This window comes from Thiococcus pfennigii, from assembly GCF_016583835.1.
In the GTDB taxonomy this organism is placed as follows: Bacteria; Pseudomonadota; Gammaproteobacteria; order Chromatiales; family Chromatiaceae; genus Thiococcus; species Thiococcus pfennigii.
Genome location: NZ_NRRW01000005.1, coordinates 24,737 through 50,829, shown reverse-complemented (window position 1 = coordinate 50,829; position 26,093 = coordinate 24,737). Strand labels below are relative to the sequence as shown.

Below are 26,093 nucleotides of genomic sequence, written 5' to 3'. Positions count from 1 at the left end.
CGGGGCATGCCGAAGAGGCCTATCGGCGAACCCTGCCGGCGCTCTGAATTCGAAGGCCGCACCCTTGCCTTGGATCCGAATGCACGAGTGCCTATATCACCGCCGAGGGAGTTGTCGACGACCCGACATCCCTCCTCAGGCGGCACGGCGGTCGCGGGCTGTCATTCGACCACGCGGGGCGTGGTTCACTGTCACATCGCCGATGTCTGCGGGCACGGCGCGCCACGAGGATCGCCGGCCCGACCCGGCATTCAGGAGACACGACATGCATCGGATCGTCTTCCTGTTCGCTTTCCCGCTCGCCGCCGCGGCCCAAGGACCCGGCACCGCGAGTCTGCTCAGCAACCCATTCGCAGAATCCTATCAGCCGGAAGTCTCCGTGAGCGGCAGCGTCATCGTCGGCATCATGGTGGGCGCCGCCGCCGCGGCCGTGGTCGAGGACGCGATCGCAGTGAACGCAACCGCACGGCGGGGAGAGGGCTTCATCTGCCTCGAGGCGGCCTCGCGCGACGGCATCTACACATCGAAGAACGAGTACCAGGTCCCCAGCGAGGCCGCGGGCCTCGTGCGGCTGCCCTACCGGTCGCAGCTCGGCGACGTCCTGCGCGAGTACGCATCCGAGCGCCTCGCACTGCTGGCCAGCGCCGGCCGCTGCGACAGCGGCAGCAGCGACTACTACCTCGTGCGCCCGTCGAGCCCAAACGCCACGGACGACGTCGCGATCTTCATCAACTCGTTCGGCGCGACCGACGTGTTCTACGCACTGGATGGCGACGCCGACGTCAGCGCCTGCGAATACATCTCGCAGGGACGCCGCACGACCTACGACTTCGTCTGCAGGCCAAGGATCGCCTCGACCGCGGATGCGGTCGGCGTAACGATCATTCGCGAGCGATTCGGCCGCGAACAGCCATCGGTGGCGATCAACATCATCGGTACCGGCGAATGACCGACGGGGCGACGGAGGACAGCACCGAGGAACCGCGCGCCCGGCTGTCGTGGTGGAAGGTGGCCGTCGCGACCATGATCGCGGCGATCGTCGCCTTCATCCTGTTCGCTGGCGGGCAACTCGTGCTGCCGACCAAATGGGAATTCAGCGTCGAGGTCGCGACCCAGATCGTCGAGATCCAGCTGCCACGAGGCACCGAGACGCGCTGGCAGGTCGATGGTGCAGTGCTGTGCGCGCGCGAGCGACTGGACCTCCCCGATGACAGTCGCGTGACGAGCGGCGCCAATCCCTGCGGCAGCCGTACTTGGCAGGCCTGGCGGTTCGAGGAGCCCGAGCAGGTCGTGCGGCTCGACGGCGACCTGGCGGTCATGCTCCAGACCAACCCGGGTGGCGGATTCGCGATCTCATTGCGGGCCAACCACGCCGGCAGTGTCGGCACCTTCTCGATCGTCGGGCTGATCGAGGACGCCGCGCTCGGTCCCGCCGTCAACTTGGTCTGGCCGACCGCACCGGTCGACACGCGGATCTTCCCGTTCTACGGCGCGACCACGCTCGGCCGCGCCGTCAGCTGGTCCGGCTCGCACATGCTGGAATCGGGCCGCGTGATCGTCTACACGGGCGACGAATCGGCCGACCGGCGCACGAAGGTCGACGAGGCGGCACTGATGCTGGGCGACCAGGTGCGACTCGGCGAGCCAGAGCCCGAGCCCGGGCACAGACAGCCCGGGCCCAAGGGTTTCGTGCGCGTCACCCCAGGGGGCAGCCTGATGCAGGTGGTTGCGTTCGGCCGCGCCGACAGCCTGACCATCGAACGCTACGGCGAGAGCGGCTACGACTTCCGGCCAGGGCCGCTCGCGAGGCTCTCGGCGAATCCGGCGATTGGGTTCTGGGGCTCGCTGCTCGCCGCCTACATGACACTGATCGTGAGCCTGCACCCGTTCGTCGGCAAGGATCACGATGCACCGCCGCCGGCCGACCTGTGGCGGCGCGTCATGCGCTGGTTCACGAAGGCACCAACATCATGAAGGCACACCGGATCGGCACCGCCGTGCTGGCCGCCTGTCTCGCCTTCCCACACGCAGCGGTCGCTCACCAGGCACTCGTGCGTTCCTACGACGACCCGGCGCTGGAGATCGGCCAGGCCTACCTCGCGCACTTCGGCGATCGCTGCCTTGCCATCCTGCCCATGCACGTTGCCGACGAGGCGGGTGACATGGCGGCCCTGCTCGGGGAAGGTAGGACGCCGCTGCTCGGCGAGGCCGCAGGCTACACGGATCTCGGCGACGATATCGCGATCGCTGACGTCGCCGGTGGCCTCCGTCAGGACTGCGGCTACAGCATCGTGGCGATCAGCCGCGCCGTGAACACCCACATCCGCGCCAACGCGATCGCCGGTATCCGCTCCGTAAATGCCGACGGCAGCATCGCGCAGCTATCGGTGGCGATCATCGACGACGATGGCGGAGAGTTCCTGCGGGTGCAGCCGACCCACGCCACGAACCAGCTGGTCAAGGGGCAAAGCGGCAGCCTGCTGCTGGCGGGCGACACGCCGATCGGCATGTTGCTGTCGGTCGATTCGCGCTTCGGTGTCGGCAAGGTGATCCGCCTCGACCGCCTGCTCGAGAAGGTCGAGCGCCGTTTGGGCAACAGCGCGCCGCTGGCTCCGGCGGCAGCCATGCGCGGCGCGACGGCGCCGGTGGCGGCCGATGCCGGCGCAGCGATCACCGGCTGGTCGGCGCTGCCCATCGATGCGACGCACCGCGCCGCGAACCTGGTCGCGAGCGACGACGCACCGCCGTGGATCGCCGACGTCGACGCCTGGCCGGTCGAGATCGAGCTGGAGCTGCTAGGCGGCCGCACCACGATCACCGGCATCGAGCTCGACGGCCGCGGCATCGAGGATCCCGGCGTCCTGCCGGCCGTCGTCGAGATCATGATCTCGGCGACCGGCGAAGGGCGCCGCTGGCGCAGCGTCGCCGGGGGGCCGATCGCGTTCGAGGATGGCGTGGCAAGGGTCTCGATCGCGCCGAGCTGGGCGCGACACGTCCGCCTGGCGATCAGCGCCCCCGCCGACGGCGGCCGGCGGGTCGGACTCGGGCGCCTGCGGGTGATCGAATCCCGCTAGCGGATCTTCGCCGTGGCGATGAAGCCACCGTTGCCGCGCTGGTAGATCCTGATTGGCCCGCGGATCGTCGTCTCGTCGACGAGTGCGAGCTGACCCGAGTCGTAACCGTTCTTGAAGGTCACCGTCGTGCCAGACACCTGGCCTGTATCGGAACCCCGGGTCTTGAACACGCCGGTCTTGCGGTCGCCCTCGACGATCGGCACCTCGTAGGACGAGCCGTCTTTTTGCAGGATCGCCTGTGCCCGTGCCTGGACCTCCTCGGGTTGGCCCTTGTCGACCTCGAGCGACATCAGGATGCGATTGAGACCCAGGATCGCCTCCTTGAACGCCATGCCCTGCAACAGCGCATCGGCGCTGGCCAGCCCGGCATCGATCGCGACCTGCCGCATCGCGTCGTCACCGCTCGTGACCATGACGTCGAAGGCGGCCAGCCGCATGTTCTGATCGGGACCGTTCAGTACCCGCTTCAGCTCCTCGATGTCTCGCGCCCTGGCGCGCGCCTGCTCCAACATCTCGGCGACGCTCGTCTGCGCGAGCGCGGGTGGGATCGCGGCGGCCGGCAGCAGCGACACGGCAGCGACGCTCGTCACGAGCAGCAACCTTCTCATGTCCAACCCCCTTTTCGTTTGATCTCGTCTATCGATCGCCGGCCGTCAAGCCGATGAGCCAACTCCCGCGAGATAACATACCGGCTAAATCGCGTAGTCAGCCTCCAGCCTCCAGCCTCCAGCCGCCGGCCCTCAGCTCAGACCGATCTGCGCCCCAATTCGGCCCTTGCGGCATGCCGCCCCAAGCTCCAGCTCACCCAGCGCTGAAGAGCGCCGCAGTTGCGCTTGGCCGTCCCATGGATGCAGGTCCTTGCATCGCCGGATCCTACGCCTCTTACCCACGGGATGGCGCAGGGCGCCATGGCCGTCAGACGACCTCGCCCTCGATCACCTGCTCGAACGTCAGGCCGTCGGCCCCGAGGTCGACCTCGATGATGTCGCCCGGGCCGAAGCGCCCGGCGAGGATGGCCTGCGCGAGCGGGTTTTCGAGCTGAGTGCGGATCGCCCGCTTCAACGGGCGGGCACCGTAGACCGGGTCGAAGCCGGCCTGGCCCAGGTGATCGAGGGCCGCGTCGCTGATCTCCAGGCGCATCTCGCGATCGGCCAGGCGCGCCTGCAGATAGCGGATCTGGATCCGGGCGATGGCGCGGATCTGCTCCGACTGCAACGGGTGGAAGACGACGATCTCGTCGAGCCGGTTGATGAACTCGGGGCGGAAGGCCTGGCGCACGCTCTCCATCACGGCCTCCTTCATCGCCGCATAGTGGGACTCGCCGGCCAGGCGCTGGATGATGTCCGAGCCCAGGTTCGAGGTCATCACGACGACGGCATTGCGGAAGTCGACCGTGCGGCCCTGGCCGTCGGTCAGGCGCCCGTCGTCGAGGACCTGGAGCAGGACGTTGAAGACGTCCGGATGAGCCTTCTCGACCTCGTCGAGCAGGATCAGGCTGTAGGGCCGACGGCGGATCGCCTCGGTCAGATAGCCGCCCTCCTCGTAGCCGACGTAGCCCGGCGGGGCGCCGATGAGGCGCGCGACCGAGTGCTTCTCCATGAACTCGGACATGTCCACGCGCACCATCGCCTCCTCGGTGTCGAAGAGGAATTCGGCGAGCGCCTTGCACAGTTCGGTCTTGCCGACGCCGGTGGGGCCCAGGAACAGGAAGGAGCCGATCGGGCGGGCGGGGTCGGCGAGGCCGGCCCGCGAGCGGCGGATCGCGTCGCTGACCGCGCGTAGCGCCTCGTCCTGGCCGACGACCCGACCCTCGAGCGCGGCCTCCATCCGCAGGAGCTTGTCGCGCTCGCCCTCGAGCATCCGCGAGACCGGGATACCGGTCCACTTGGAGACGATCTCGGCGATCTCCTCGGCCGTGACTTTGTTGCGCAGCAGCCGTGTCTCGCCCTGCTCGGCCTGTTCGGCATTGGCGAGCTGCCGCTCGAGCTCGGGGATGCGCCCGTATTGCAGCTCGGACATGCGGGCGAGGTCGCCGGCGCGACGCGCGGTCTCGTACTCGAAGCGCGCCCGGTCGAGCTCCTCTTTGATGTGGGCCGTGCCCTGCACGGCGGCCTTCTCGGCCTTCCAGATCTCGTCGAGGTCGGAGAACTCCCGTTCGAGCCGCTCGATCTGCTCCTCCAGGTCGGCGAGGCGCTTCCGCGAGGCCTCGTCGGTCTCCTTGCGCACGGCTTCGTGTTCGATCTTGAGCTGGATCAGGCGCCGGTCGAGGCGGTCCATCTCCTCGGGCATCGAGTCGATCTCGACGCGCAGCTGGGCGGCCGCCTCGTCGATCAGATCGATCGCCTTGTCCGGCAACTGGCGGTCGGTGATGTAGCGGTGCGAGAGGGTCGCCGCGGCGACGATCGCCGGGTCCGTGATCTCGACCGCGTGGTGGACCTCGTAGCGCTCCTTGAGGCCGCGCAGGATCGCGATCGTGTCCTCGACGCTCGGCTCGTCGACGAGCACCTTCTGGAAGCGCCGCTCCAGCGCGGCGTCCTTCTCGACGTACTTGCGGTACTCATCGAGCGTCGTCGCGCCGATGCAGTGGAGCTCGCCGCGGGCGAGCGCGGGCTTGAGCATATTGCCGGCGTCCATCGCGCCCTCGGCCTTGCCCGCCCCGACCATCGTGTGCAGTTCGTCGATGAAGAGGACGACGTTGCCCTCCTGGCGCGCGACATCGTTGAGGACAGCCTTCAAGCGTTCCTCGAACTCGCCGCGGTACTTGGCCCCGGCGATCAGGGCGGCCATGTCCAAGGCCAGCAGGCGCTTGGACTTGAGCCCCTCGGGCACCTCGCCATTGACGATCCGCTGGGCCAGGCCCTCGACGATCGCGGTCTTGCCGACACCGGGCTCGCCGATCAGGACCGGGTTGTTCTTGGTGCGCCGCTGCAGGACCTGGATCGTGCGGCGGATCTCGTCGTCACGGCCGATCACCGGGTCGAGCTTGCCCTGCTCGGCCCGCTCGGTCAGGTCGATGCTGAACTTCTGCAGGGCCTGGCGGGTGTCCTCGGCGTTCGGATCGCCGACCGACTGGCCGCCGCGCATGGTCTCGATCGCCTTCTCGATCGCACCCTTGCTGGCGCCGGCCTGGCGCATCGCCTGACCGAGTTCGCCCTTGTCGTCGAGGGCCGCGAGCACGAAGAGCTCCGAGGAGATGTATTGGTCCTTGCGCTGCTGGGCGAGCTTGTCGGTCTGATTGAGCAGGCGGTTGAGGTCGTTGCTGACGTGCAGGTCGCCGCCGGCGCCCTCGACGCTCGGCAGCCGGTCGAGGACCTCGCCGAGGCGCGAGCGCAACTGGTCGACCTTGACGTCGGCCTGGGCGAGGAGATGGCGGGCCGTACCGCCCTCCTGGTCGAGCAGCGCGACCATCAGGTGCGCCGGCTCGATGAACTGGTGATCGCGGCCGACGGCGAGGCTCTGAGCCTCGACCAACGCCAGCTGGAACTTGCTGGTCAATTTGTCCATCCGCATCGTACTTTCTCCGATGGAAACCGAGGTTATGCACCGAATTGGGGCATCACCGGGAAGCAATCAAGATGCCGACGATCCGACCGAGATGATCGTGGTCGCAGGCCGCAGCGGGCGGTCTCGTGAATTCCGCCGCCTCGCACTCGCGGCGGTGTCGGGGTGAGAGGATCGTCGACTCCCGGGCGGCGCCCATCGCAACCGGCGGGCGGCCGCCAGCCCGCGTCAGTCCCGGGACTGCGACGCCCCGGATCGGACGGTCTTGCAGATGCGATCGCGGCGGGCACGGTTCTCGTGGCTGTCGTCGTAGAGGACCGACACGGTCGCCTCGTGGCAAGCCGCATCGCGGAGCGCTTCCGGCTCCGACCAACGGATCTCGGCACCCGACCGAGGGTCCTGTCGTCCGCTCGGCGGGCGTACCAGGTCGGGCGCAACCGTTGGCTGACGGTCACCGGGGGCGACGGGCACCGTGGGCGAGTCGGTCGGCAGCGATGGGGGCGCCTCGCCGAGCGCCGACGCCGGCGGTGCGGTCTCACCGCGCAGCCATCGCTCGATCGGCGACGGCGTCGAACTCAGCCACCACAGGACCACGAAGAGCGGTGCCAGCAACAGGAGAACCAGCCCTATGGCCCGGACGAAGTCCGATACCGGCGTCTCGTTTCGCCGAACCAACGCGAGTTCCCTCCAGCGGGTCGATGGATCCATGCACGATGCCACCCTCGCCCGCCCGCGAGTCGAGCCCAACCGAGCGCGGCCTCCACATCATGCGGGCCTTGCACGAGCGCCGAGTGCAGCACTTCAGAAGTCCCGAGGCTGTTCGTTGTCGTTATCCTAATCGTAGTCCGATCGTCGATTACGACAACGACAACGATCGTCGTTGGAGGCGGTCTCGGAACATCCGCACTGCTGTACTAGGAGAGGCGCGAAACACGCGACAGCGGCTGGCTGGAGAACCGTTCGCGCCCGAATCTTCCGATGACAGGCTGCGACGTCGGGTATCCATGCCCCTCACGCGCATGCCGGCGTGGCGGCACCCCAAAAGATGGGGTGCATGCCCCACGGCGACCCGACGAATGCACCGGTCGTTCTCGGCCCGATGCGAAGGCGTCCCCTCTCCTGCCCGGCCGGGTCGATGCGGGACCCGTTTGCGGGCGGGCCTGAGACGGGCACAACGCGACGATACCCGGCCCGCCGCGGGCGGGCCGGTCAGCCGGCGTTCTTGACCGCCGTCACCTCCATCTCGCAGAGCCACTCGTCGCGGCAAACGTTGCAGTCGAGCAGCAGCACGCACCGTTCGAGCGGGAAACCATTGCGCGCGACGAGATCGAGACACACCTCCCTGTCCTCGCCATGCTTGAGCCACAGCATGGCCTGGGCGACGTTCTCGAACCCCATGCCCACGCCCTCGAGCAGGTCCCTGACCGAATCGAGCATGTGTTGGCACTGCTGGGCGACGTCGCCCAGGTACTTGACCTCGCCGCACTTGTCGGTCGAGGCAGTGCCGCTGATCAGCGCGATGCGGGTCTGCGGCGTGGAGAGCAGGATGCCCCGACTGAACATCTTGCCGTACTCGATCGGCTCGTTCTGCAGCGCACAGTGCATCTGCTCGATGGCGATGCCCGCCCCGTCGACCGCGAGGAACTCCAGCGAGAAGTGGCCCGCCTCGTTGATCCGGCTCTGGATCCCGGTACTGGCCGGGATGAAGCAATCCTTCGTGAACCATCTCCCGAACCACTCGTCCCGCACCTCATTGAGCAGGTCGTAGTCGCGCAGGATCTCCTTGACGAGGAACCAGGTCCGGACGATGTTGGTCTCTGTGAAGCCGGCCTGCCGGAGCAGGTCATCCAAGCCACGATAGACTTCGTTGAACGAGTCGAACGAGATCTCCCGCCCGGTCAGGAAGGGATAGCTGAACAGCATCCGGATGTCCTCGGATTCGAGAAGGACACCCGAGTCCAGCCGCTGAAACGCATCGAGGCCCGTCTTCTGGACGGCGACGACCGAGCGCTGCACGGGCAGGCGGTCGTCGTTGACGATGACCAGCGGATTGTCGCTGACCGGCTTGACCTCGCTCAGCTTGCTGGCCGGAGAAACGATCCGTTCCTGCAAGACGAGCAGATCCTTGTCGCATACATAATCGACCAAGTCGCCGCCGATGGCATCGGTATCGACGATGTATTCCAATATGAGGCGTTTGCCGACAAGACATTCCATACCGCTGAGTACCTCGAGAATCTGTTGGCCGGTCACCCGCGCATCGGGCGTCCATGGGCGACGAATCGGCCTCGACGCGCGCCCGTCGACATCGCCACCAGGCAACCTGGATGCGGCGGTGAGCGCGAGCCGGTCTCGGTGCCCGGGCGAGGCCCGATGGACCTGGCGAGACTGAGAGGTCGGTCGGCGCCGACCCGCCGGCCGCGCCGCGAGGATCGACCTGGCGAGGGCCGATCATTCGCTCTTCTCGCACGCAGGCGACCGGACAAGCCCTCATGCACGGCACAACCGATTTCGCTGGGCTCATCTGGCATGACGACACGTTACCCCGCCAGCCCCGAACTGGCAAGAAACCGCTGAATGAAGAGGAGATCTTCGATCAGTAAAAGTTATCCACCGTGATCGTATGGGCCGAGATGTGAAAGACGTGGCCCTTGCGCCGCTTCTGAAAATTGAAGGTCGCCTGCACCTTGCCGGTGTCGAAGTCGACGATGTAGAAATCGAAGAAGGAATTGCAATAGAACTGCTCGCCATCGGCCGAGACATGCAGGCCATAGAGCGGCTTGATGCCGGTGTCGATCTTCTTGTGCAGCGTCATCGTCTCCGCATCGATGATGACGATGTAGGGAGAGGAGATCGAGGCGATGTACTTTCGACCCTTGTTCTTGAATGCGAAATGCCAGGTCGCGCGGACGAAGTCCTTGCCGGCGGCGTAGGTGCCGAGCAACACCGGCCCTTCGGGTGTCATCCGGTACTTGTGAATCGAGGCGACGCCGACGACCCCGCCGATCTCCTTCGTCACGAACTTGAGCCGCGCGATCAGCGTCACGTCGGGGTTCTTGGCGACATCCTGCTCGGTGACCTCGTCTTTGACGACGATCCCGATCTGATGCTCGGAGATGTAGAAGACGTGCGGGTCGTCGGGGTCTGGCTCGACATGGGCCGAGGCCTTCAGCCCCGGGATCTCCCAGGTCTTGCGCGTCTTCAGATCGACGACATAGACCGCATTGGGATCGAACTGGCAATCCTCGTCGAGGGCGAAGCGCAGATCGCTGAAGATCGCATAGGATTGGTCGGCCGTCACGCGGAAGCCGTCGACCAACAGGCAGTTGATCTCATCGGTCCAAACCGTCGTGATCTCGTCTGTCTTGGTATTCCATTTCTTGATCGAAAAGCGGTTCTTGAACTGCGGGTCGACCAGGCTCAGCTGCAAATGGCCCTTGACTTCGTAGGTGAGGAAGAACACCTCGCCAGTGCGTTCGTCGTAGGAGACTTGAGGCCCCAGGATGATATCTTCGGTGTCCGGGACGACCGACGTGACCTGCCGCTTCTCCAGATCGCAGATCAACGCGTTGTGGGTACCGACGTTGCCGATCCAGAACCGTTTGTCGCCGATATATCTGACGTGGTGCGGAATGTTGGCACCGACGAGCAGGCCGTATTGCTTGATGGTGTAGGTTCCGTCCTGAAACAGGGTCCGCAGCCGCCGAAAAGATGTATATTGCTTGTGATTATTCCTTTCGACCACCTGGAGGCATTTGTGGAAATTCCCCAAGGTATAGAGATTGCTCAGCTCGACGATGTGGCACTGGGAATTCCATAGATCGACGATGAAATAGGTATGGGTCCTGAGCGGATTCCGCACGGCCCCATAGAACACCACGGAATTCAGCTTCTTGTTGTTCTCGAAATCGACGGTTCGGAAATTGGCCTTGATAATGCGTTTGTCCATCTCCAAGACTCAGATTTGAACGGATAGGAAAATCGACCGAGCGGGAGATGAAACCAAGAGGAGCGTAGGCCCGACGCGGGATCCGGGCGTCGGGTCGACCTCGGCGATGCGACACCGGCCGTGCGCGCCGCGTGTCCGGAGACCGGCCGGAGGACGGCGGTCGTTCCCGCGATCTCCAGGGGCGACATCCGCTACGGCGGTCGTCACGAGGCGCCGCCCTCCAGCACCTGCCCTCTCTTGGCCAGTCCCTTCGGCGTATCCTTCAGCACCGATTCCTCGCTCGGAGATCGCAGCCCCAATGCCCGACGCTCGCCGACGCGAGACCAGGGGGAGCTGGGTCCCACCACCCGATACCGGAAAACCCCGTTCGCAACCGGTCTGATCGAGTCGGGCGGCACTGTAAGTTGTCGACAAGTTTAGTGACTCGACCCGCTCGGTTGTCAAGCAGCATTTACGTTAAGCTGGATTGACAGATTCACCCAGGAGATCGACACGCGCTCAGCGAGTGCCCAGACCACCGCCCTGCGATGGCGTCAGTCGGCGGCCGTGACGGCCACCGCCGTGCCTGTGAGCACCGACGTCGTGCCGAGCGGATCGATCGCCGTCGGGTCGATCAGGCGGTTGACGTTGACGCCAGGACGCACCGCGGCGACCGAGAGCCGCACGCCCTCGCCGTCGTGGCCATAGCCGTGCGGCAGGCTCACGACCCCGGCCATGATGGCCTCGGTGATCTCCAGCGGTACCTCGACGGCCCCATGGGTCGAGCGCACCCGCACCCGCTCGCCTTGGCTCAGCCCGCGCGCCGCGGCGTCGATCGGGTGCATCAGGAGCGTGCAGCGATCCGCCCCGGTCATCAGCCGCGGCAGGTTGTGCATCCAGGAGTTGTTGCTGCGCAGGCTGCGCCGACCGATGAGCTGCAAGTCGAGCCCCTCGGCCACCGGCGGCTCGCGGGCGGCGGCGAGCCGCGCGAGTTCGGCGATGAAGTCGGTGGGAGCCGCATCGATGCGCCGGTCGGACGTGCACAGCCGCCCCGGCAGCCGCGGCGCGAGCGGCCCGAGGTCCACGCCGTGCACGGCCGCCGCGAGCCGGCGGAAGGTCAGGTGTTTCGAGGACGGGAGGAGTCCGGCACCACGGGCCTCGACCTGCAACGCCAGCGCAAGCAGCCGGCGCGGCCCGAGACGCCCGAGGAGCGCGGCCCCCGCCCGCTGCCGCCAACCCTCGGCGAGACGCCGATGCAGCCCGCTCAGGATCTCCCAATCGCCCAAGGCGCCGGCCGGTGGCGCGAGCACCGGCGGCGACCATTTGGCGACGTTGCGGATCGCCAGGATGTTGAAGACGAGATCGTAGTGATCGCGCTCCAGCGGCGAGACGGGCGGCAGGATGATGTCGGCATGGCGGGTCGTCTCATTTAGATAGAGGTCGACGCTGACCATGAAGTCGAGCCCGGCGAGCGCCCGATCGAGGGACTCCCCGCCGGGCATCGACAGGGCGGGATTGCCGGCGATCGTCAGCAGCCCCCGCACCTGGCCCTCGCCCGGGGTCTGCATCTCCTCGGCCAGCACCGCCACCGGCAGCTCGCCGCAGAACTCGGGCAGCCCCCGCACGCGACTGCGCCACTGCCCGACCGTGCCCGGCTTGGACAGGCGCAGGATCCCGAGCGGGTCGACCGCGGGCGAGGTGAACTGGATGCCGCCGGGGCGATCGAGATTGCCCGTGACCAGGTTGAGCAGCTGGATGAGCCACTGGCAGAGGACACCATGCACCTGCACCGAAGTCCCGATGCGCCCGTAGACGACGGCCCGCTCGGCCGCGGCGAGCTCGCGCGCCAGCGCCGCGATCGCCTCGGCGGCGATACCGGTCGAGGCCGCGACGCGCGCCGGCGTGAAGGGTGCAACGGCCGCGCGCACCGCCTCGAGCCCGTCGGCGAAGGCGCCGAGCCGCCCCGGCCGCTCGAGCCCCTCGTCAAAGATCACCTGGAGCATGGTGGCCAGCAGCCACGCATCGCGACCGGGGCGAATGAACAGATGCCGGTCGGCGAGCTCGGCCGTGCGCGTGCGGCGCGGATCGACGACCACGAACCGACCGCCGCGCTGCTGGATCGCCCGCAGGCGTCGTCCGACCGCGGGCGCGGTCATCGCCGAGCCGTTCGAGGCGAGCGGGTTGGCGCCGACGATCAGCAGGAAGTCGGTCCGATCGAGGTCCGGCACGGGCATCAGGAGCTGGTGGCCGTACATCCGCAGGCCCACGAGCATATGCGGCAACTGGTCCATCGAGGTCGGCGAATAGATGTTGCGCGTGCCGAGCGCGCGAATCACCCCGTGACCGAAGAGGAGCAGGCCCAGGTTGTGGGCGTTCGGGTTGCCTCGATAGACGGCGACGGCATCGGGTCCATGCGCCCGCTTGACCGCGCGCAGACCCGCGGCGGCGCAGTCGAGCGCGGTCGGCCAGTCGATCTCCTCCCAACCCGTCGTGGTTCGACGCAGCGGCCGCCGCAGGCGGTCGGGGTCCTCGTGCAGTTCCGGCAGCGCCGCCCCCTTCGTGCACATGAAGCCGCGGCTCAGCGGGTCATCGCGATCGCCCCGCACCCGGGTGACCCCGTCCCCCTCGACGGTGAAGAGCAGCCCGCAGCAGGCCTCGCAGAGCGGACAGGTCGCCTCGACAGTGCGGCTCATACCGCGGACTTCGCCTCTCGCATCACGGAACTCCCCTGCATTCCGGCGACCACGAGCCGGCAGCGCGGCACAAGGTCCCCACAACAGGCGGCTAGTTACGCGACGGGAGTCGACCTGTCAACTCGCTGCCTGGACCGCATCGCGGAGGGACCGCTTTGAACAGCAGGAGGGCTTAGACGAGGTGCGCCGGCTGCCTGCGGCGGTGGAGAGGGGCGCAGAAACGACCGACACAAGCGCGGGGAATATAAGAAACGACGCAATACACGGCAGTCGCGAAAAACAGAGGATAATCCTATGCGTATTGAGTTTTTTCGCGTGATTCGCGTATTTCGTAGTTCCAAGTAGTTCCAAGGAGATGTGCCGGTTGTCCTCGAGTCATCACCAGCCTTCCGCTTGCGGGCGATCCGGGCCGGCGATCCGGGCGACGCCCATCGCCGGCAAGCCGGCTCCTACGGCGCGCGTCAGCCGCCCAGGACGTGGCCCAACGAGAACGCGACTGGGGATTGCGCGAACCCGGGGGGCCGGTGCTAGAATAGTTGGTCTGCGATGGCCGGATCGCTCGAAACGATCCGACACCGTGGCAATGGGGCCGTAGCTCAGCTGGGAGAGCGCCGCGTTCGCAATGCGGAGGTCAGGGGTTCGATCCCCCTCGGCTCCACCAAAAAAGGCATCCTCGCCATGAAAAGGCCCGCCCTCGCGCGGGCCTTTTTTCGTCGTCTGCCGGCGGTACCGACCCGCCGCTGGCCGGGCACGCGAAGCGCGGCGCGCGACGACGGACCTATCCTACCAACCCGGTCTTCGGTTAGATTTCCCGCCTGGGCGCTGGCCGCGTGGTTGCGTGGCCCAAGGGGGCGTGCTCTAATGCCGCCCGCCGCGGCGCGGCGATCTTTCCGAGGAGCGTGGAACGGGCTCCCGGCAGGCGTGGGGAGCGCGTTTCATGAAACTTTTGGATGGCAAGAAGGCGGTCGTCGCCGGGGTCGCGAACAGGCGCAGCATCGCCTGGGGTGTCGCGCAGGCGCTGCACCAACATGGCGCCGAGGTCGCGCTGACCTGCGTCGAGTCGACGATGCGGCGCGTCAAGAAGCTCGCCGACGAGATCGAGGCGACCCTCGTGGTACCGTGCGACGTCCGCGACGATACGGCGATCGAGGCGGCCTTCGCTCAGATCGGCACGGCCTTCGGCGGCCAACTCGACGTCCTCGTCCACTCCATCGCCTTCGCCCGCCTCGAAGACATGGGCGGCGAGTTCATCGCCGTGCAGCGAGAGGGCTGGAACCTCGCGCTGGAGGTCAGCGCCTACTCGCTGGTGGCGATGGCCCGCGCCGCCAGGCCCCTGATGGTCAATGCCGGTGGCGGCTCGATCCTCACGATGTCGTTCGCCGGCGGCGAGCGCGTGACGCCCGGCTACAACCTGATGGGCATCGCGAAGGCGGCGCTCGAGGCGAGCGTGCGATACCTCGCCTACGACCTCGGACCCGACCGCATCCGCGTCAACGCGCTCTCGCCCGGCCCGGTCGTCACCACCTCCTCGATGGTCGTGGACCGTTTCGACGGGGCCCTCGAGATCACCCAGCAACGCGCGCCCCTCTTGCGCAATGTCTCGCCAGAGGACATCGGCGACGTCGCCGCCTTCTACGCCTCCGACCTCTCGCGCATGGTCACCGGCTATACATTACGCATCGATAGCGGGCTCGACATCCTGTCGGCCGGCTGCCAGGCCCATCCACGCGCCCCGAAGGAGTCCCGATGACCCTCGAACGCCCGGGCTCGTCGTCAGCACTCGTGGGCGCACCGGCCGGCCGCCTGATCACCTTCTCGATCTGCAACCCCCCGGACAACCGGATCACCCCGGCGATGATCGAGCGGCTCGACGCCACGCTCGACGACTTGCAGGACCCATCGGTCGACGCCCTGCTGATCACCGGCGATGGGCGGACCTTCTCCAAGGGCTTCGACATCGCCGCCGTGAGCGGCGATCCGGATCGCGCCAACCTCAGGCGGATGCTGGTCGAGTCCAACGCGGTCTTCACCCGCCTCGCCCGGGCACCGAAACCGGTCATCGCCGCGATCAACGGCGCCTGTCTCGGGGGCGGCCTGGAACTCGCGCTGGCCTGCCACTTCCGGCTGTGCATCGAGAAGGCCCGACTCGGGCTGCCAGAGGTGTGGGGCGGCATGGTACCCGGGCTCGGCGGCCTGCACCGCCTCGCGCGGGTCGTCGGACAGGCCAAGGCGCTGGAGCTCGTGGCGCTCGGCGACCTCGTCACCAGCGACGAGGCGCTGCGGCTCAATCTGGTCAATCGGGTCTTCCCGAAGGACGGTTTCCGCGACAAGGTGGAGTCGTTCGTGAAGGCACTGCTCACGGCCGACGCGCTCGTCTTGCGTGAGATCCTTCGCCTGTCCCGCTGCCCGACCGAAGACGACGACGGCATCCGCGAGGGGATGGAAAGCTTCGCCCGGTTGGCGCCGTGGATCAGGGCATAGAACTCGTCGAGCTCAGCGCCCTGACAGCCCCAGGCGTCGAGATCGCCCTCATCGACATCGAACGGCATCCGCACCTCGAAGACGCGGCCGATCAGTTCCTCGAACCCGACGAACGCGCGAGGTTCGTCACGCTTCGCAGCCCGCATCGCCGGCGCGAATGGCTGGCCGCCCGCGTCTGTGCCAAGTTGCTAGCCGCCCGCAAAGGATTGATCGCCGGCCCGCACGAGGCCCGCATCGCCCAGGATCGGTCCGGCCGTCCGGCGCTCGTCGATCCCGCCGGGCGGGCCGTGACAGGCATCACCGATTGCTCGCTATCGCACAAGGGCCGCTTCGCCTGCGCCTGCCTGGGACGGCCGCCCATCGCCCGGGTCGGTATCGATATCGAGACCGTGTCCCCTCGCCTGAGATCGCTTCGTGACGCCTTCGTCAACCCCAGCGATGCGATGGAATTCCACGTCGACACCGATGCGGACCTCGCCCTCCTCTGGTCGCTGAAGGAGGCCTATTCCAAAGCGATTGGCGCAGGCCTCCACATCGGGCTGAAGAACATAACATCGAACAGGAACCCGGCAACCAATTCCCTACGTGTTCGAACCCTGGCAGGACGCGTCGCGCACGCCCGCCACGTCGTTTACAGCAACTGCGTGGTTGCGGTATGTTTCATCGCTCAATGATCGGCGCAACACGGCATTACGAGATCGATATCGACAAGGTGGATCACATGAGCAAACAGCTGACGGAAGAAGAAAAGAGTCAAATCTACGACGACATCAAGGAATTCCTCTCCGAGGAATTGGATGTTCCGGCCGATCAGATCACCCCGCAGAGCAAGATCATCGACGACTTGAATGGCGATTCGATGATCTATCTCGAACTGGTCGAGATGTTCAAGAAGCGGTTCGACGTCAACGTGGAGGTCCGGTTGATCGGGCAGTACTTCCAGCGTCACCCGATCTATACCGTCGGCGAGACGGCGCAGGCGGTCTACGACATCGTCGAGCGCGGCGACAACCTGCTTGCCGACGAAGACAAGGCATCGGTCTAGCGGGGCACGACGACTGGCGCGTCGCCTCGGAGAATGATGAGGCGGCTGTCATGGCGGACGTCGCTCGCCCTCCGGCCGCACCCGCAAGGCGCGCAACCGGGGCTGGGCAGCTGCGACACTTCCAGGATGGCGATCCCGGGCGAGACGGGCGCGACCGTCGATGCAGAGGCGGTCGCCGACCTGTCGGCGATAAAGAGGCAACCATGCTGAAGCGAGAGAAGAAGGTCGCGGTCACGGGGATCGGCATGATCACGGCGCTGGGCTGCAGCGCCCCGGAATGCTGGGGGGGGATGCTCGCTGGCACCTCGGGCATCGCGCGCATTCGCCGCCTCGACGTGTCGGACTGCATCACGCAGATCGGCGGCGAACTGCCGGATCGCTACTACGAGATGGAAGAGCAGGCCTTCTCGCGCCGCCTCTTCAAACAGACCGAGGTGACGACCCGACTCGGGATCCTCTGCGGCCGCGAGGCCATGGCCGACAGCGGGTTCTCCGTCGAGGGAAGGGATCCCCTCGCCTGCGCCGTCATCAGCGGCTCGGGACAGACCGGATACGAAGAGACCTTCGATCTCAACGGCGAGCCGGGCAAGTTCGCGATCATCCAACAGATGGCGAACGCCCTCAGTGGCTGGCTCTCGATCGAATATGGCTTCCAGGGCCCCTCGTACAACGTCGCCACCGCCTGCGCGTCCGGGGCCTTCGCGGTCGCCGCCGCCTATCGCCACATCGCGAGCGGTGCTGGCGAGGCGGTCCTCGTCATCGGGGTCGACGCGATGGTCTCGCCGCGCGCGATCAAGGGATTCAACCAGCTCGCAGCGCTCTCGGAGCGCAACGACGATCCGCAGGCGGCGAGCCGCCCGTTCGACCTCGAGCGCGACGGCTTCGTGCTCGCCAACGGCGGCGCCGCGCTCATGCTGGAGTCCGAGGCGGCCGCGCGGCGGCGCGGGGCGCGGATCTACGCGCTGATCTCGGGGGCCGGACTCTGCTCCGAATCCTACAACATCGTCGCGCCCGAACCGTCCGGCACGGCGATGGCACAGGCCATGACCCTGGCCATGCAGGACGGGGAGATTGCACCGGAACAGGTACAGTACATCAGCGCCCATGGGACCTCGACGCCGCACAACGACGCGGCGGAAACGGCCGCCATCAAGAAGGCGTTCGGAGAGCAGGCCCGGCGCTTGGCGGTCAGCTCGCAGAAGTCGATGACCGGGCACACGATCGGCGGCGCCGGCGCGATCGAATGCGCGACCACGGCCCTGTGCCTGCATCACGGGGTCATCACCCCAACGATCAACTACCGCACCCCGGACCCGAGGTGCGATCTGGACTATGTACCGAACACGGCTCGCGAGGCCAAGGACCTGACGTTCGCGTTGAGCAACTCGTTCGGCTTCGGCGGACACAACTCGACGATACTCATCGAAAAGGTTCGTTAGTCACCACCCTTCACCACGCAGCATGCTCGCGATTTCGTGCGCCCCGACTCGATCGCCCGACCAGGTCCAGCCAGGGTGTCCGCCGCAGGATCCAACAACATGAAAATCGGCATCGTCGGCTACGGCAAGATGGGGCGCGGCATCTTCAGCCTGTTCTCCGATGCGGGCCTACCGGTCAAGGTCTTCGTCCGCGATCCGGCCAAGGCCGCGCAGGCCGCCGCGCGCCTGGAGAAGCGGCTCGCCCGGGCGTTGCGCGACGGCGCCCTGACCGAGGCCGATATCGAACGACAAGGCCTCGCCTTCTGCTCGGATCTCGAGGGGCTGCGCGACAGCGATCTCGTCATCGAGACGATCGCCGAGGACTTCGAACTGAAGGCCGACCTCCTGCGCCGCCTGGAACCCCTCCTCGCGCCGGAGGCGCTGATCGCCACGAATACCTCGAGCCTGTCGGTCACCGACCTCGCCGGCCTCCTGCAACGCCCCGAGCGTTCTTGCGGCCTGCACTTCTTCCATCCGGTCCAGCTCACGACGATCGTCGAGATCATTCGGGCGAGGCAGACGAGCGACGCGACCGTCGGCACCGCTGAGGAGATCGCCCGCGCCGTCGGCAAGCGACCGATCGTCGTCAGGGACCTCCCGGGGTCATGCGTCAACATACCGTTGTCGTTCCAGATCTGCGAGTCGCTCTGCATCCTGGAACAGGGGCTCGCCCTGCCCTCGCACCTCGACGCCCTCGTCGAGGAGGTCGTGCGCGTCGGACCCTGCACATCGGCCGATGTGGTAGGACTGCCGCTCGTGACCGCCGCGACCGAGCGCTCACTGCGGGCCCTGCCCACAGCGTTCGCCCTCCCCGAACTGGGCCGAAGGCTGGTCGCCGACGGTCGTCACGGCAAGGCCGCGGGTCGCGGCATCTTCCGCTACCGGGAGGACCGCCCGGTGGACGACGACTCGACCTACTATCGCAATCCCGATCAGTCGCATTCCCGTGGTGGTCGCGCCAGCGACGAGGCCCTGCGCGAGCGCATGCTGGCTTCCATCTATTACCCCGTCCTCTTGATGGCGAACCTCGGGCTCGGCTCGCTCGAAGACCTGTGTGCCGGGATCGCCGATGTGATCGGGCTGAAATTCGACCCGCTCGTCGAGATGCGGCGGCTCGGCAGCACGGGGATGCGCGCCCTCTTCGAGCGACTCGCCGCGGAACTCGGCCCACGCTACGACTGCGGCCCGGTCCAAGGGATCCTGACCAGGCTCGATCGATAAGGACGCGCCCCGAGCCAACCCAGACCGCGATACCGCGCACGCCTTCCGAGATCACCGGATCTCCGGACTTCAAGGCTCGGCTCGCGGCCCATCCGCCCAATCGATCCGAAGCCGGCGCACAACGAACTATTTTCGAAGGGTTAAAGATGGAAACGACCGTAACGTATCCGAACATCCAATCGCGCCTACTGATGCACCGGGTGGCCCGGAGTCAGCCGACCGCGCCTGTTCAACCCTCCCCGAAGGTCCTCGCCGTGACCCGCTGGCTGGAACGCAAGCTGTTGGGCCTCGACACGACGGTCGTTCCGCTCGATCGTCCCGTGTTCCTCCTCTCGATGCCACGCTCCGGCACCACGATGCTACAGGACACCCTCTGCGCCCACGAGGGGATCGCCTTCGTCAACAACGTGATGAACCGATTCCCGACGACCTTCTGCCTCGTCGAGTCGATGCGCAAGGGGCTCGGCCTGGATTTCGAGGCCCAGCGTTACATCGGCGACAGCGTCACCGTCTCCCCGGGATCACCGAGCGGCGGACTCACCTTCTGGGGCGATTGGTTCCATCTGGATCCGTTCTCGCTCGCGTATCGACCGATCCAGGCCAGCGACTTCAGCGACAAGGACATCGAACGCATCCACGACATGGTCAAACAGGTGATCTGGTCTTACGGCCAGCCCTGGCGGCGATTCTTCATGAAGATGATCGCCGTCTACCCCTATGCCGAGCTGATTCCGCACCTCTTTCCGGATGCCCGCATCCTGCATGTCGTGCGCGACGGCCGCCAAGCCGCGAACTCGATGTGCAAACAGCTCGACAGATGGATCGAACATCAGAAGGCCAACGGCCTGTACAGGCGCGACCCCGTCCATGGCGACCAATTCTTCGTGCCCTACCCGCGATTCCCCAAGCTGGCCGAAAACGCCGAGCGCTTCGGGCTCCATGACGTGCGCACCGCCGCCCATCTGTGGAATGACGCCGCCAACCACCTCCGCACCGTCCGCGACGGCTTCAGGCATTTCTACCAGGTGCGCTATGAAGATATACTGGCCAACCCGGAACACGAATTGAACGGCATCCTCGAGTTCCTAGAGTTGCCACCGGCATCGCCCGAAAACCGCAACTTCTGGGACCGAGTGAAGCGCATCGGACACGTCCAGCACGTCAATCGGTACGCACAATTCGACGTCGTCGAGGAGATCTGCCGAGATAACCTCGAGTATTACGGCTATCTGTAGTGGACCTTTTCCATCGTTTCGGCGATTGACGCGAAGCGGAAATCGCATTTTCGCTTCGCGTCTTGAAAAATTGCCCGGATGGCAATTTTTCAAGCCCCCCTCAGGCGTCCCCGCGTGCCTTGACCGACGCCCGTATCGCCCAATCGATGAGAGAGTCGGGGACATTACGCAACAGGGCGGTGAGCGCCCATATTCCCCAGCCCGCATAATAAATGCCGCGCGGGCGCTCCGCCTCGACGGCCCGCACGATCAATCCCGCCGAGGCCTCTGGCGATACGCTGCGGGCCTCGCGACGCCGCATGATGGCGATCCCCTTATCGAGCATCGGACCGTACTGCGCCTTCCCGTACTCGGGTATCGCCTCGATCATCGCCTGCGCCTCGCTGAATCCCTTGTCCCACATTGGGGTCCGCGGTACCAAGGGCTTGACGATCGTGACCGGAATTCGCCAGGCGACCAATTCCCTTCGCAGTCCGATCGAGAGGACATCCTGCGCCGATTTCGCCGCCTGATAGCTGGCGACGAACGGGGCCGCGAAGGTATTGCCCGACGTGCTCACGTTGATGATCCGGCCCTGCCCTCGACGCAGCAGCGGCAGGAAGGCCTGGGACATCGCCACGGGCGCGATCGTGTTCACCTCGAAGAGTTGACGCAGGCGCTCGATCGGAATGAATTCCAACGGGCCCGGCGTGATGATGCCGGCATTGTTGACCAGGGCATGCAACCCACCCTCTGGCCCCAGGCAAGCGCCGACCTGACGCACCGCTGCAGCGACCTGATCGGCATCCGTGACATCGAGCAGTATCGGAGTGATCCGTCCGCCACTCTCCGCTACGATATCCAGGGCGTCCTCGTCACGCCTTACGCCGGCAAAGACGCGGAACCCCTTGTTTGCCAAGATCAGGCTCGCGATCCGACCGATGCCGGTAGAGGTTCCGGTGACGACCACCGCGCGCCCCTTGGGAATGCTCATCTTCTTTTCCTCTGATCGATGTTCGAAGCTCATCGCGGAATACGGTCGGCGAGAAGCCCACGTTTGTCAACACGAAAGGAGTCGGATAGACTTCCAATCCGAATGGGCGCCTTGACGAATCGCCTTCCTGCCAACCTCCCGACGCAGCGCCGATCCCGCATGGCTGAAGGGGACCTTGAGAAAATTGCCATCCGGGCCGTTTTTCAAGATGGGGAATCCGAGCCCCGCACGGGCATAGCATCTTGTTCGAGATGCCCTGAATTTCAAACCGCATTGCCAGTCGAGGAGGCCCGCATGGAGTGTCCGTCCAGCAATAACGAAGACGCAACCGCCACCTTCGGCGTCGAGGACATCCTGTCGGCTCCGCCCGGAAAGACCTGGGACAGCGGACGCAGACTGGTCCTGCTCGTGTTCCTCGTCGTGCAATTGACGGTGATCGGTGTCGCCTTATGGCCGACCTGTTGGCTCCTGATGGAGTACGCCGCTTGGGCCGAGACGCCAACGCGCTGGGTCTTTCTGATCCTCGGGGCGATCCTCGTCTTCAATTACGCATATCTTCTTGCGCTGCTGGCACTGCGTCTGGTGATCCCCAAGCCTCGCGAGGGCCTCTTTCCGATGGAACCCGACGGCGCTCCGCCGCGCGAGGCGACCGTCTATATGCTCAACATCCTGCTCTCGAAGGTGCGTTTTCACACACCCTGGGCGGGCATGTTTTCCTCGGTACTGGTCAGCCTATTCCCTCTCAACCTGATCTACCCACGGGTCTTCGGACCCAAGACCACGTCCAACAACATGGGCGACAGCGCCTTCATCATCGATCCCTATTTCGTCGAGGCCGGCAAGAGCGTCACGTTCGGATTCGGCTCCATCGTCGCCTGTCATCTCTTCGATGGGCGACGACTGTACATTCGACGCGTCAAGATCGGTGACTATGTCGTCATCGGGGGAGGTGCCGGAATCGGCCCAGGGGTAGTCATTGGGCATCATGCCGTCATCGAACCAGGTGCCCTCGTCGCGCCCAATACCGTGATTGGCCCCTACGAGTACTGGGGTGGCACACCAGCACGGAAGATCCGGGACCTGCCGCGACGAAAGGTGATCGCCGGCAAGCCGGGTCATTGACGAAGGCGCGTGTCGAAAGCCCCCGAAGGACCACAGCAACCCCGGTCGGGTCCTGGGCATCTCCAGGGCTCGCTCGCCGGCGGGGCGAACTGCATTCCGCCAAGACCGGGGTTCGCCACGAACCGGGAACCTGGTGGCGTCCTTTCGCGCCCGCAGTGCCTTTGAACCTAAAAACGGCAGTTGACCGCTTCATCATTGATTCAAGTGGTTGAAATCGCGCGGAGGCTCTACGTGAGTCCTGCTCACCCGCTCGGTGAAGGCCGCTACGGCACCCGATGCACGTCGCGCGCGACGCCCGGCGGTGTTACAAGTCGTTGCAATAGCCTGGTTATTGCGCCTACTTGTGCCTTGCCGGACACCCCGCGCGGCGCACCTCGGGCACCGTCCAACTGCCGCTTTCAGGTTGAATCCTGTGCTCTGGATGCGAACGAGGCAGTTCGCGGCGACGAGGGGCCGCGAGACTCGCGAAAGGCGCGTAGACTAGGCGACCGCAGATCAACACCTGGAAACGACCGACCAGCCCCTGCGTCCGTGGTTCCATCTCCGCCACTCCCCGGCGACTGGTCGGGCACGGTTCGTCGGCCACCGCCTCCACCGACGTTCGCACATTTCCTGATTGCTCGTCGACAGACTACATGATGTAGAGGCCGCAACCCCACAGTGTCCTTGCCTCGAACCCGCAACCGACCTTCTCCAGTAAAAGCCAGAAGAGACCCCGTATGGACCGCGCCGCACCGAACAAGGCCAAGACCGATTCATCCGAATCGTTCCCCCAAACGATCCCTACCGATGTCATTGCCCGCTATTCGAGCCTTGGCCTGTACTGGCGCGCAATCGCGGCGACCTGGCGCACGTTCGGCCTCGGCAAGGTCTTCGCGATCTCCGTCGTCAGACAACCACTCTGGTCGGGCATCAATCGCCTGGCCATGGCGCTCGACAACCTGCTCTTTCCCGAATTCCGGCGGGTCGAGGTGAAAAACCCGATCTTCATCATTGGCCATCCGAGATCGGGCACGACCTTTCTTCATCGCCTGCTGAACACGACGAACGAGTACTGCGTATTTCGCATCTGGGAGATATTCACTCCCGCGTTGACCATGCGCCATCTCGCGCGCCCGGTCGTGCGCCGCTGGAAGGCCAAGAGCAAGTCCGTTCTGTTTCCAAAAGAGACGGGGCACCAGGCCGATCTGGAGGATATCGAAGAGGAGGAATTGCTGTTCATCCACACGGGAAATACCCAGTTCTACGCGACCATCACGCCCTTGGCCTTCAGCGAAGCGGGCTTTCCCGAATTGGTCTGGTCGGATCATCAGCCGCCAGCTGTCAAAAGGCGGGCCATGGCCTATCTCAAGGGCTGCATACAACGCCAGATCCACGACACGGGGAAGACCCAGGTGGTCGCCAAGATGAACTATTCGGGCACACGGATACGTTCGATGCTCGAGGCGTTCCCCGACGCGCGTTTCATCTACCTGATCCGCTCTCCTCTGGAGACCATCCCGTCGCACCTGACCCTCGACCGCAACACGTTCGATCACATTTGGTCGCTCCATCGGATACCAGAAGAGAAGCTCCGGCGCTATTATGAGCTTCGCTACCACTACGACGTTGCCTATTATCGCTATATGGAGGACGTCATCGACAGCGACACGATCCCTGGGGACCGGCTGTTGGTAATACCTTATGGCCAGCTCAGGAGCGACTTGGCGCCGACGATCGAGCGGATCATCGAATTCACCGGCTTGCAGCCCAGCCCCGCGCTACGCGAGAAGATCGCGGCACAGAGCAACGAGCAGAAGAGGTTCGTCCGAACACACCGGAACCTGCCGCTGGAGACGTTCGGCTTGACCGAGCAGCGGGTCACCGAGGATTTGGGCTTCGTCTTCGATAAATACGGTTTCCCGCACGGATGACACTGGGGGCCCGCGTCCGGCATGAGCCCGGCAATCGCCGCAAGGGCCGTAGTGCTTCCAGGTCGTCGCTCGGTTGTCGCAATGTCGTCGCGCGTCGGGCATCGCGATCCGGATGTCGCGTCCCAATCGAGACCCTACTGGAGCGCCCCGGTGGTCGCTGCCGCGCCACCGCCTGCGATGGTCGGGCCGAAACTGGTTAGAACAGGCAAAAGCACCCCCGGTATACGGGTATTTGGAGTTTACGATGCAAAGCTATCTGGCAAACGGCCAACATGACGTCTATGTCGCCGGCCTGGGGTCCTTCCTTCCCGGTGATCCGGTTCGCTTCACGGAGATCGAGAACGTGCTCGGCAAGCTCACCGAGGCACCTCCGAAGATCTTGAGCTGGATCGAGCGCATGCGCCCGATCATGGAAGAGATGCTCGGCATCGAGACTTGTCATTACGCGCTCGATCCGGTGACCCGCGAACCGACCGAGGACAATGTGACCATGTCGGTGAAGGCCGCCGAGAAGGCGATGGCCATGGCCGGCATCACCAAGGACGACATCGACCTGATCGTCTACGCCGGCGTCGTCATGGAGAACATCTGCCCGCCGACGACGGTGCTGATCCAGGAGGCGATGGGCATCCCACAGGTCGCCGAATATGCCATCCACTCCAATTGCACGTCGATCTACAAGGCCATTCAACTGGCGGCCGATCAGATCGCCCTCGGCCGCTACGAGACGGCCCTGATCATGACCTCGCAACTCTCCTCGCCGATGCTGCGCGCCGAACACTACAATCAGCAGGTACTGACCAAGCCGCAGGTCCTGCTGCGCTGGTTCCTCACCGATGGTGCCGGCGCGATCGTGCTTACCCGCAACCCTCGTCTCGGTCAGAAGCGCATGCGGATCATCGAAACCTATACGGAATCGATCGGCTTGGGCGAAGGGCCGGACATGTATTGTCCGATCGGCGGCCATCGCATCAACATGCTCGAGGCCTACGAGAAGGGTTGGCACCACCTCACGCAGAACTTCGATCGAGTCGCGCGTCTGGCCCTGGACCTCGGCAAGCGGGCCGGCGACCGCATGGTCGATCGTCTCGGCATGGACTGGACCAGCATTCGTTACTTCTTCATGAATGTGCCGACGAAGCATATCGCGGATCAGATGCTGACCGATATGCGTCGCGACAAGAATCTGCCCAATCTAGAGTTCTACACCAAGCTCTCGGAGCACGGTTACCCCGGCCCCTGTGCCATCATTCACGGACTCGACGGGTTCCTCCAGGAACGCACACCGCAAAAGGGCGATATCATGTTCAGCGTCGTCGCCGAATCGAGCAAATGGATGTACGCCGGCTTCGTCTTCGAGTATCTGGGTCCGCCAAGCGAGGTGGGATAGAAGACAGGAACGGGCACCTCGAAACCTCGAGGTGCCCGC

20 protein-coding genes and 1 tRNA gene are annotated in these 26,093 nt (G+C 65.4%); 14 read left to right on the top strand and 7 right to left on the bottom strand.

Going from position 1 to position 26,093, the window contains the following annotated elements; translation table 11 throughout:
• Positions 1 to 265: 265 nt before the first annotated feature.
• The 3 genes from CKO41_RS02925 to CKO41_RS02915 are packed head-to-tail and all read left to right on the top strand — an operon-like array spanning position 266 to position 3,074.
• Positions 266 to 949, top strand: a complete 684-nt coding sequence (locus tag CKO41_RS02925) for a hypothetical protein (protein WP_200381210.1) — start codon at positions 266 to 268, stop codon at positions 947 to 949.
• Positions 946 to 1,974: a hypothetical protein gene (locus CKO41_RS02920; protein WP_200381209.1), complete on the top strand. Its 1,029-nt coding sequence runs from the start codon at positions 946 to 948 to the stop codon at positions 1,972 to 1,974. Before CKO41_RS02925 ends, CKO41_RS02920 begins: the two co-directional genes overlap by 4 nt.
• Complete coding sequence (locus CKO41_RS02915) at positions 1,929 to 3,074, top strand: discoidin domain-containing protein (RefSeq protein ID WP_200381208.1); 1,146 nt, start codon at positions 1,929 to 1,931, stop codon at positions 3,072 to 3,074. The genes CKO41_RS02920 and CKO41_RS02915 overlap by 46 nt, the downstream gene beginning before the upstream one ends.
• Here the strand turns inward: CKO41_RS02915 and CKO41_RS02910 are convergent.
• The 6 genes from CKO41_RS02910 to CKO41_RS02885 form a co-directional block, all read right to left on the bottom strand.
• Positions 3,071 to 3,682 carry a hypothetical protein gene (locus CKO41_RS02910; RefSeq protein ID WP_200381207.1) on the bottom strand — a complete coding sequence of 204 codons (612 nt, stop codon included), beginning with the start codon at positions 3,680 to 3,682 and terminating at the stop codon, positions 3,071 to 3,073. The genes CKO41_RS02915 and CKO41_RS02910 overlap by 4 nt on opposite strands.
• A gap of 307 nt (positions 3,683 to 3,989) precedes the next feature.
• Entirely contained in the window at positions 3,990 to 6,584 is a 2,595-nt protein-coding gene (clpB, locus tag CKO41_RS02905; RefSeq protein WP_200381206.1) for an ATP-dependent chaperone ClpB, read from the bottom strand.
• 219 nt (positions 6,585 to 6,803) lie between these two features.
• Positions 6,804 to 7,283: a hypothetical protein gene (locus tag CKO41_RS02900; protein WP_200381205.1), complete on the bottom strand. Its 480-nt coding sequence runs from the start codon at positions 7,281 to 7,283 to the stop codon at positions 6,804 to 6,806.
• 501 nt (positions 7,284 to 7,784) lie between these two features.
• On the bottom strand, positions 7,785 to 8,792 hold the full coding sequence (locus tag CKO41_RS02895) for a RidA family protein (RefSeq protein WP_200381204.1): 1,008 nt from the start codon (positions 8,790 to 8,792) through the stop codon (positions 7,785 to 7,787).
• Positions 8,793 to 9,171: 379 nt separating this feature from the next.
• A complete protein-coding gene (locus CKO41_RS02890; protein ID WP_200381203.1) occupies positions 9,172 to 10,524 on the bottom strand; it encodes a YncE family protein in 1,353 nt (450 codons plus the stop codon).
• Between the two features lie 533 nt (positions 10,525 to 11,057).
• The gene (locus CKO41_RS02885; protein ID WP_200381202.1) at positions 11,058 to 13,196 is read right to left on the bottom strand and encodes a molybdopterin-dependent oxidoreductase; all 2,139 of its coding nucleotides are present in this window, start codon (positions 13,194 to 13,196) and stop codon (positions 11,058 to 11,060) included.
• A gap of 585 nt (positions 13,197 to 13,781) precedes the next feature.
• On the opposite strand from CKO41_RS02885, the gene CKO41_RS02880 reads away from it, so the two are divergent.
• The 8 genes from CKO41_RS02880 (at position 13,782) to CKO41_RS02845 (ending at position 20,656) form a co-directional block, all read left to right on the top strand.
• Positions 13,782 to 13,857, top strand: a tRNA-Ala gene (locus tag CKO41_RS02880).
• A 276-nt stretch (positions 13,858 to 14,133) separates the two neighbouring features.
• The gene (locus CKO41_RS02875) at positions 14,134 to 14,946 is read left to right on the top strand and encodes an enoyl-ACP reductase FabI (RefSeq protein ID WP_200250990.1); all 813 of its coding nucleotides are present in this window, start codon (positions 14,134 to 14,136) and stop codon (positions 14,944 to 14,946) included.
• The gene (locus CKO41_RS02870) at positions 14,943 to 15,677 is read left to right on the top strand and encodes an enoyl-CoA hydratase/isomerase family protein (protein WP_200381201.1); all 735 of its coding nucleotides are present in this window, start codon (positions 14,943 to 14,945) and stop codon (positions 15,675 to 15,677) included. Before CKO41_RS02875 ends, CKO41_RS02870 begins: the two co-directional genes overlap by 4 nt.
• Entirely contained in the window at positions 15,662 to 16,351 is a 690-nt protein-coding gene (locus CKO41_RS02865; RefSeq protein ID WP_200250988.1) for a 4'-phosphopantetheinyl transferase superfamily protein, read from the top strand. Before CKO41_RS02870 ends, CKO41_RS02865 begins: the two co-directional genes overlap by 16 nt.
• Positions 16,348 to 16,722 (top strand): acyl carrier protein, encoded by a 375-nt coding sequence (locus CKO41_RS02860; RefSeq protein WP_200381200.1) that lies wholly within the window; start codon positions 16,348 to 16,350, stop codon positions 16,720 to 16,722. The genes CKO41_RS02865 and CKO41_RS02860 overlap by 4 nt, the downstream gene beginning before the upstream one ends.
• Before the next feature lie 203 nt (positions 16,723 to 16,925).
• The gene (locus CKO41_RS02855) at positions 16,926 to 18,161 is read left to right on the top strand and encodes a beta-ketoacyl-[acyl-carrier-protein] synthase family protein (protein WP_200250983.1); all 1,236 of its coding nucleotides are present in this window, start codon (positions 16,926 to 16,928) and stop codon (positions 18,159 to 18,161) included.
• 99 nt (positions 18,162 to 18,260) lie between these two features.
• On the top strand, positions 18,261 to 19,421 hold the full coding sequence (locus tag CKO41_RS02850) for a 3-hydroxyacyl-CoA dehydrogenase family protein (RefSeq protein ID WP_200250981.1): 1,161 nt from the start codon (positions 18,261 to 18,263) through the stop codon (positions 19,419 to 19,421).
• A 146-nt stretch (positions 19,422 to 19,567) separates the two neighbouring features.
• A complete protein-coding gene (locus CKO41_RS02845) occupies positions 19,568 to 20,656 on the top strand; it encodes a sulfotransferase family protein (RefSeq protein ID WP_200250978.1) in 1,089 nt (362 codons plus the stop codon).
• A 100-nt stretch (positions 20,657 to 20,756) separates the two neighbouring features.
• Here CKO41_RS02845 and CKO41_RS02840 read toward each other — a convergent pair whose 3' ends face one another.
• Positions 20,757 to 21,629 (bottom strand): SDR family NAD(P)-dependent oxidoreductase, encoded by an 873-nt coding sequence (locus tag CKO41_RS02840; protein WP_200250975.1) that lies wholly within the window; start codon positions 21,627 to 21,629, stop codon positions 20,757 to 20,759.
• Between the two features lie 294 nt (positions 21,630 to 21,923).
• Here CKO41_RS02840 and CKO41_RS18885 point away from each other — a divergent pair, with 294 nt between their 5' ends.
• The 3 genes from CKO41_RS18885 (at position 21,924) to CKO41_RS02825 (ending at position 26,054) form a co-directional block, all read left to right on the top strand.
• Positions 21,924 to 22,751, top strand: a complete 828-nt coding sequence (locus CKO41_RS18885; protein WP_274607558.1) for an LbetaH domain-containing protein — start codon at positions 21,924 to 21,926, stop codon at positions 22,749 to 22,751.
• Between the two features lie 719 nt (positions 22,752 to 23,470).
• The gene (locus CKO41_RS02830; protein WP_200250972.1) at positions 23,471 to 24,664 is read left to right on the top strand and encodes a sulfotransferase family protein; all 1,194 of its coding nucleotides are present in this window, start codon (positions 23,471 to 23,473) and stop codon (positions 24,662 to 24,664) included.
• Between the two features lie 244 nt (positions 24,665 to 24,908).
• Complete coding sequence (locus CKO41_RS02825) at positions 24,909 to 26,054, top strand: 3-oxoacyl-ACP synthase III family protein (protein ID WP_200381199.1); 1,146 nt, start codon at positions 24,909 to 24,911, stop codon at positions 26,052 to 26,054.
• Positions 26,055 to 26,093: the final 39 nt, after the last annotated feature.

Excerpts from the sequence above, each read along its gene's own strand:
- CKO41_RS02925 (WP_200381210.1), top strand. The coding sequence starts at position 266 with ATGCATCGGATCGTCTTCCTGTTCGCTTTCCCGCTCGCCGCCGCGGCC.
- CKO41_RS02920 (WP_200381209.1), top strand. The coding sequence starts at position 946 with ATGACCGACGGGGCGACGGAGGACAGCACCGAGGAACCGCGCGCCCGG.
- CKO41_RS02910 (WP_200381207.1), bottom strand. The coding sequence starts at position 3,682 with ATGAGAAGGTTGCTGCTCGTGACGAGCGTCGCTGCCGTGTCGCTGCTG.
- clpB (WP_200381206.1), bottom strand. The coding sequence starts at position 6,584 with ATGCGGATGGACAAATTGACCAGCAAGTTCCAGCTGGCGTTGGTCGAG.
- CKO41_RS02900 (WP_200381205.1), bottom strand. The coding sequence starts at position 7,283 with ATGGATCCATCGACCCGCTGGAGGGAACTCGCGTTGGTTCGGCGAAAC.
- CKO41_RS02895 (WP_200381204.1), bottom strand. The coding sequence starts at position 8,792 with ATGGAATGTCTTGTCGGCAAACGCCTCATATTGGAATACATCGTCGAT.
- CKO41_RS02890 (WP_200381203.1), bottom strand. The coding sequence starts at position 10,524 with ATGGACAAACGCATTATCAAGGCCAATTTCCGAACCGTCGATTTCGAG.
- CKO41_RS02885 (WP_200381202.1), bottom strand. The coding sequence starts at position 13,196 with ATGAGCCGCACTGTCGAGGCGACCTGTCCGCTCTGCGAGGCCTGCTGC.
- CKO41_RS02875 (WP_200250990.1), top strand. The coding sequence starts at position 14,134 with ATGAAACTTTTGGATGGCAAGAAGGCGGTCGTCGCCGGGGTCGCGAAC.
- CKO41_RS02870 (WP_200381201.1), top strand. The coding sequence starts at position 14,943 with ATGACCCTCGAACGCCCGGGCTCGTCGTCAGCACTCGTGGGCGCACCG.
- CKO41_RS02860 (WP_200381200.1), top strand. The coding sequence starts at position 16,348 with ATGATCGGCGCAACACGGCATTACGAGATCGATATCGACAAGGTGGAT.
- CKO41_RS02855 (WP_200250983.1), top strand. The coding sequence starts at position 16,926 with ATGCTGAAGCGAGAGAAGAAGGTCGCGGTCACGGGGATCGGCATGATC.
- CKO41_RS02850 (WP_200250981.1), top strand. The coding sequence starts at position 18,261 with ATGAAAATCGGCATCGTCGGCTACGGCAAGATGGGGCGCGGCATCTTC.
- CKO41_RS02845 (WP_200250978.1), top strand. The coding sequence starts at position 19,568 with ATGGAAACGACCGTAACGTATCCGAACATCCAATCGCGCCTACTGATG.
- CKO41_RS02840 (WP_200250975.1), bottom strand. The coding sequence starts at position 21,629 with ATGAGCATTCCCAAGGGGCGCGCGGTGGTCGTCACCGGAACCTCTACC.
- CKO41_RS18885 (WP_274607558.1), top strand. The coding sequence starts at position 21,924 with ATGGAGTGTCCGTCCAGCAATAACGAAGACGCAACCGCCACCTTCGGC.
- CKO41_RS02830 (WP_200250972.1), top strand. The coding sequence starts at position 23,471 with ATGGACCGCGCCGCACCGAACAAGGCCAAGACCGATTCATCCGAATCG.
- CKO41_RS02825 (WP_200381199.1), top strand. The coding sequence starts at position 24,909 with ATGCAAAGCTATCTGGCAAACGGCCAACATGACGTCTATGTCGCCGGC.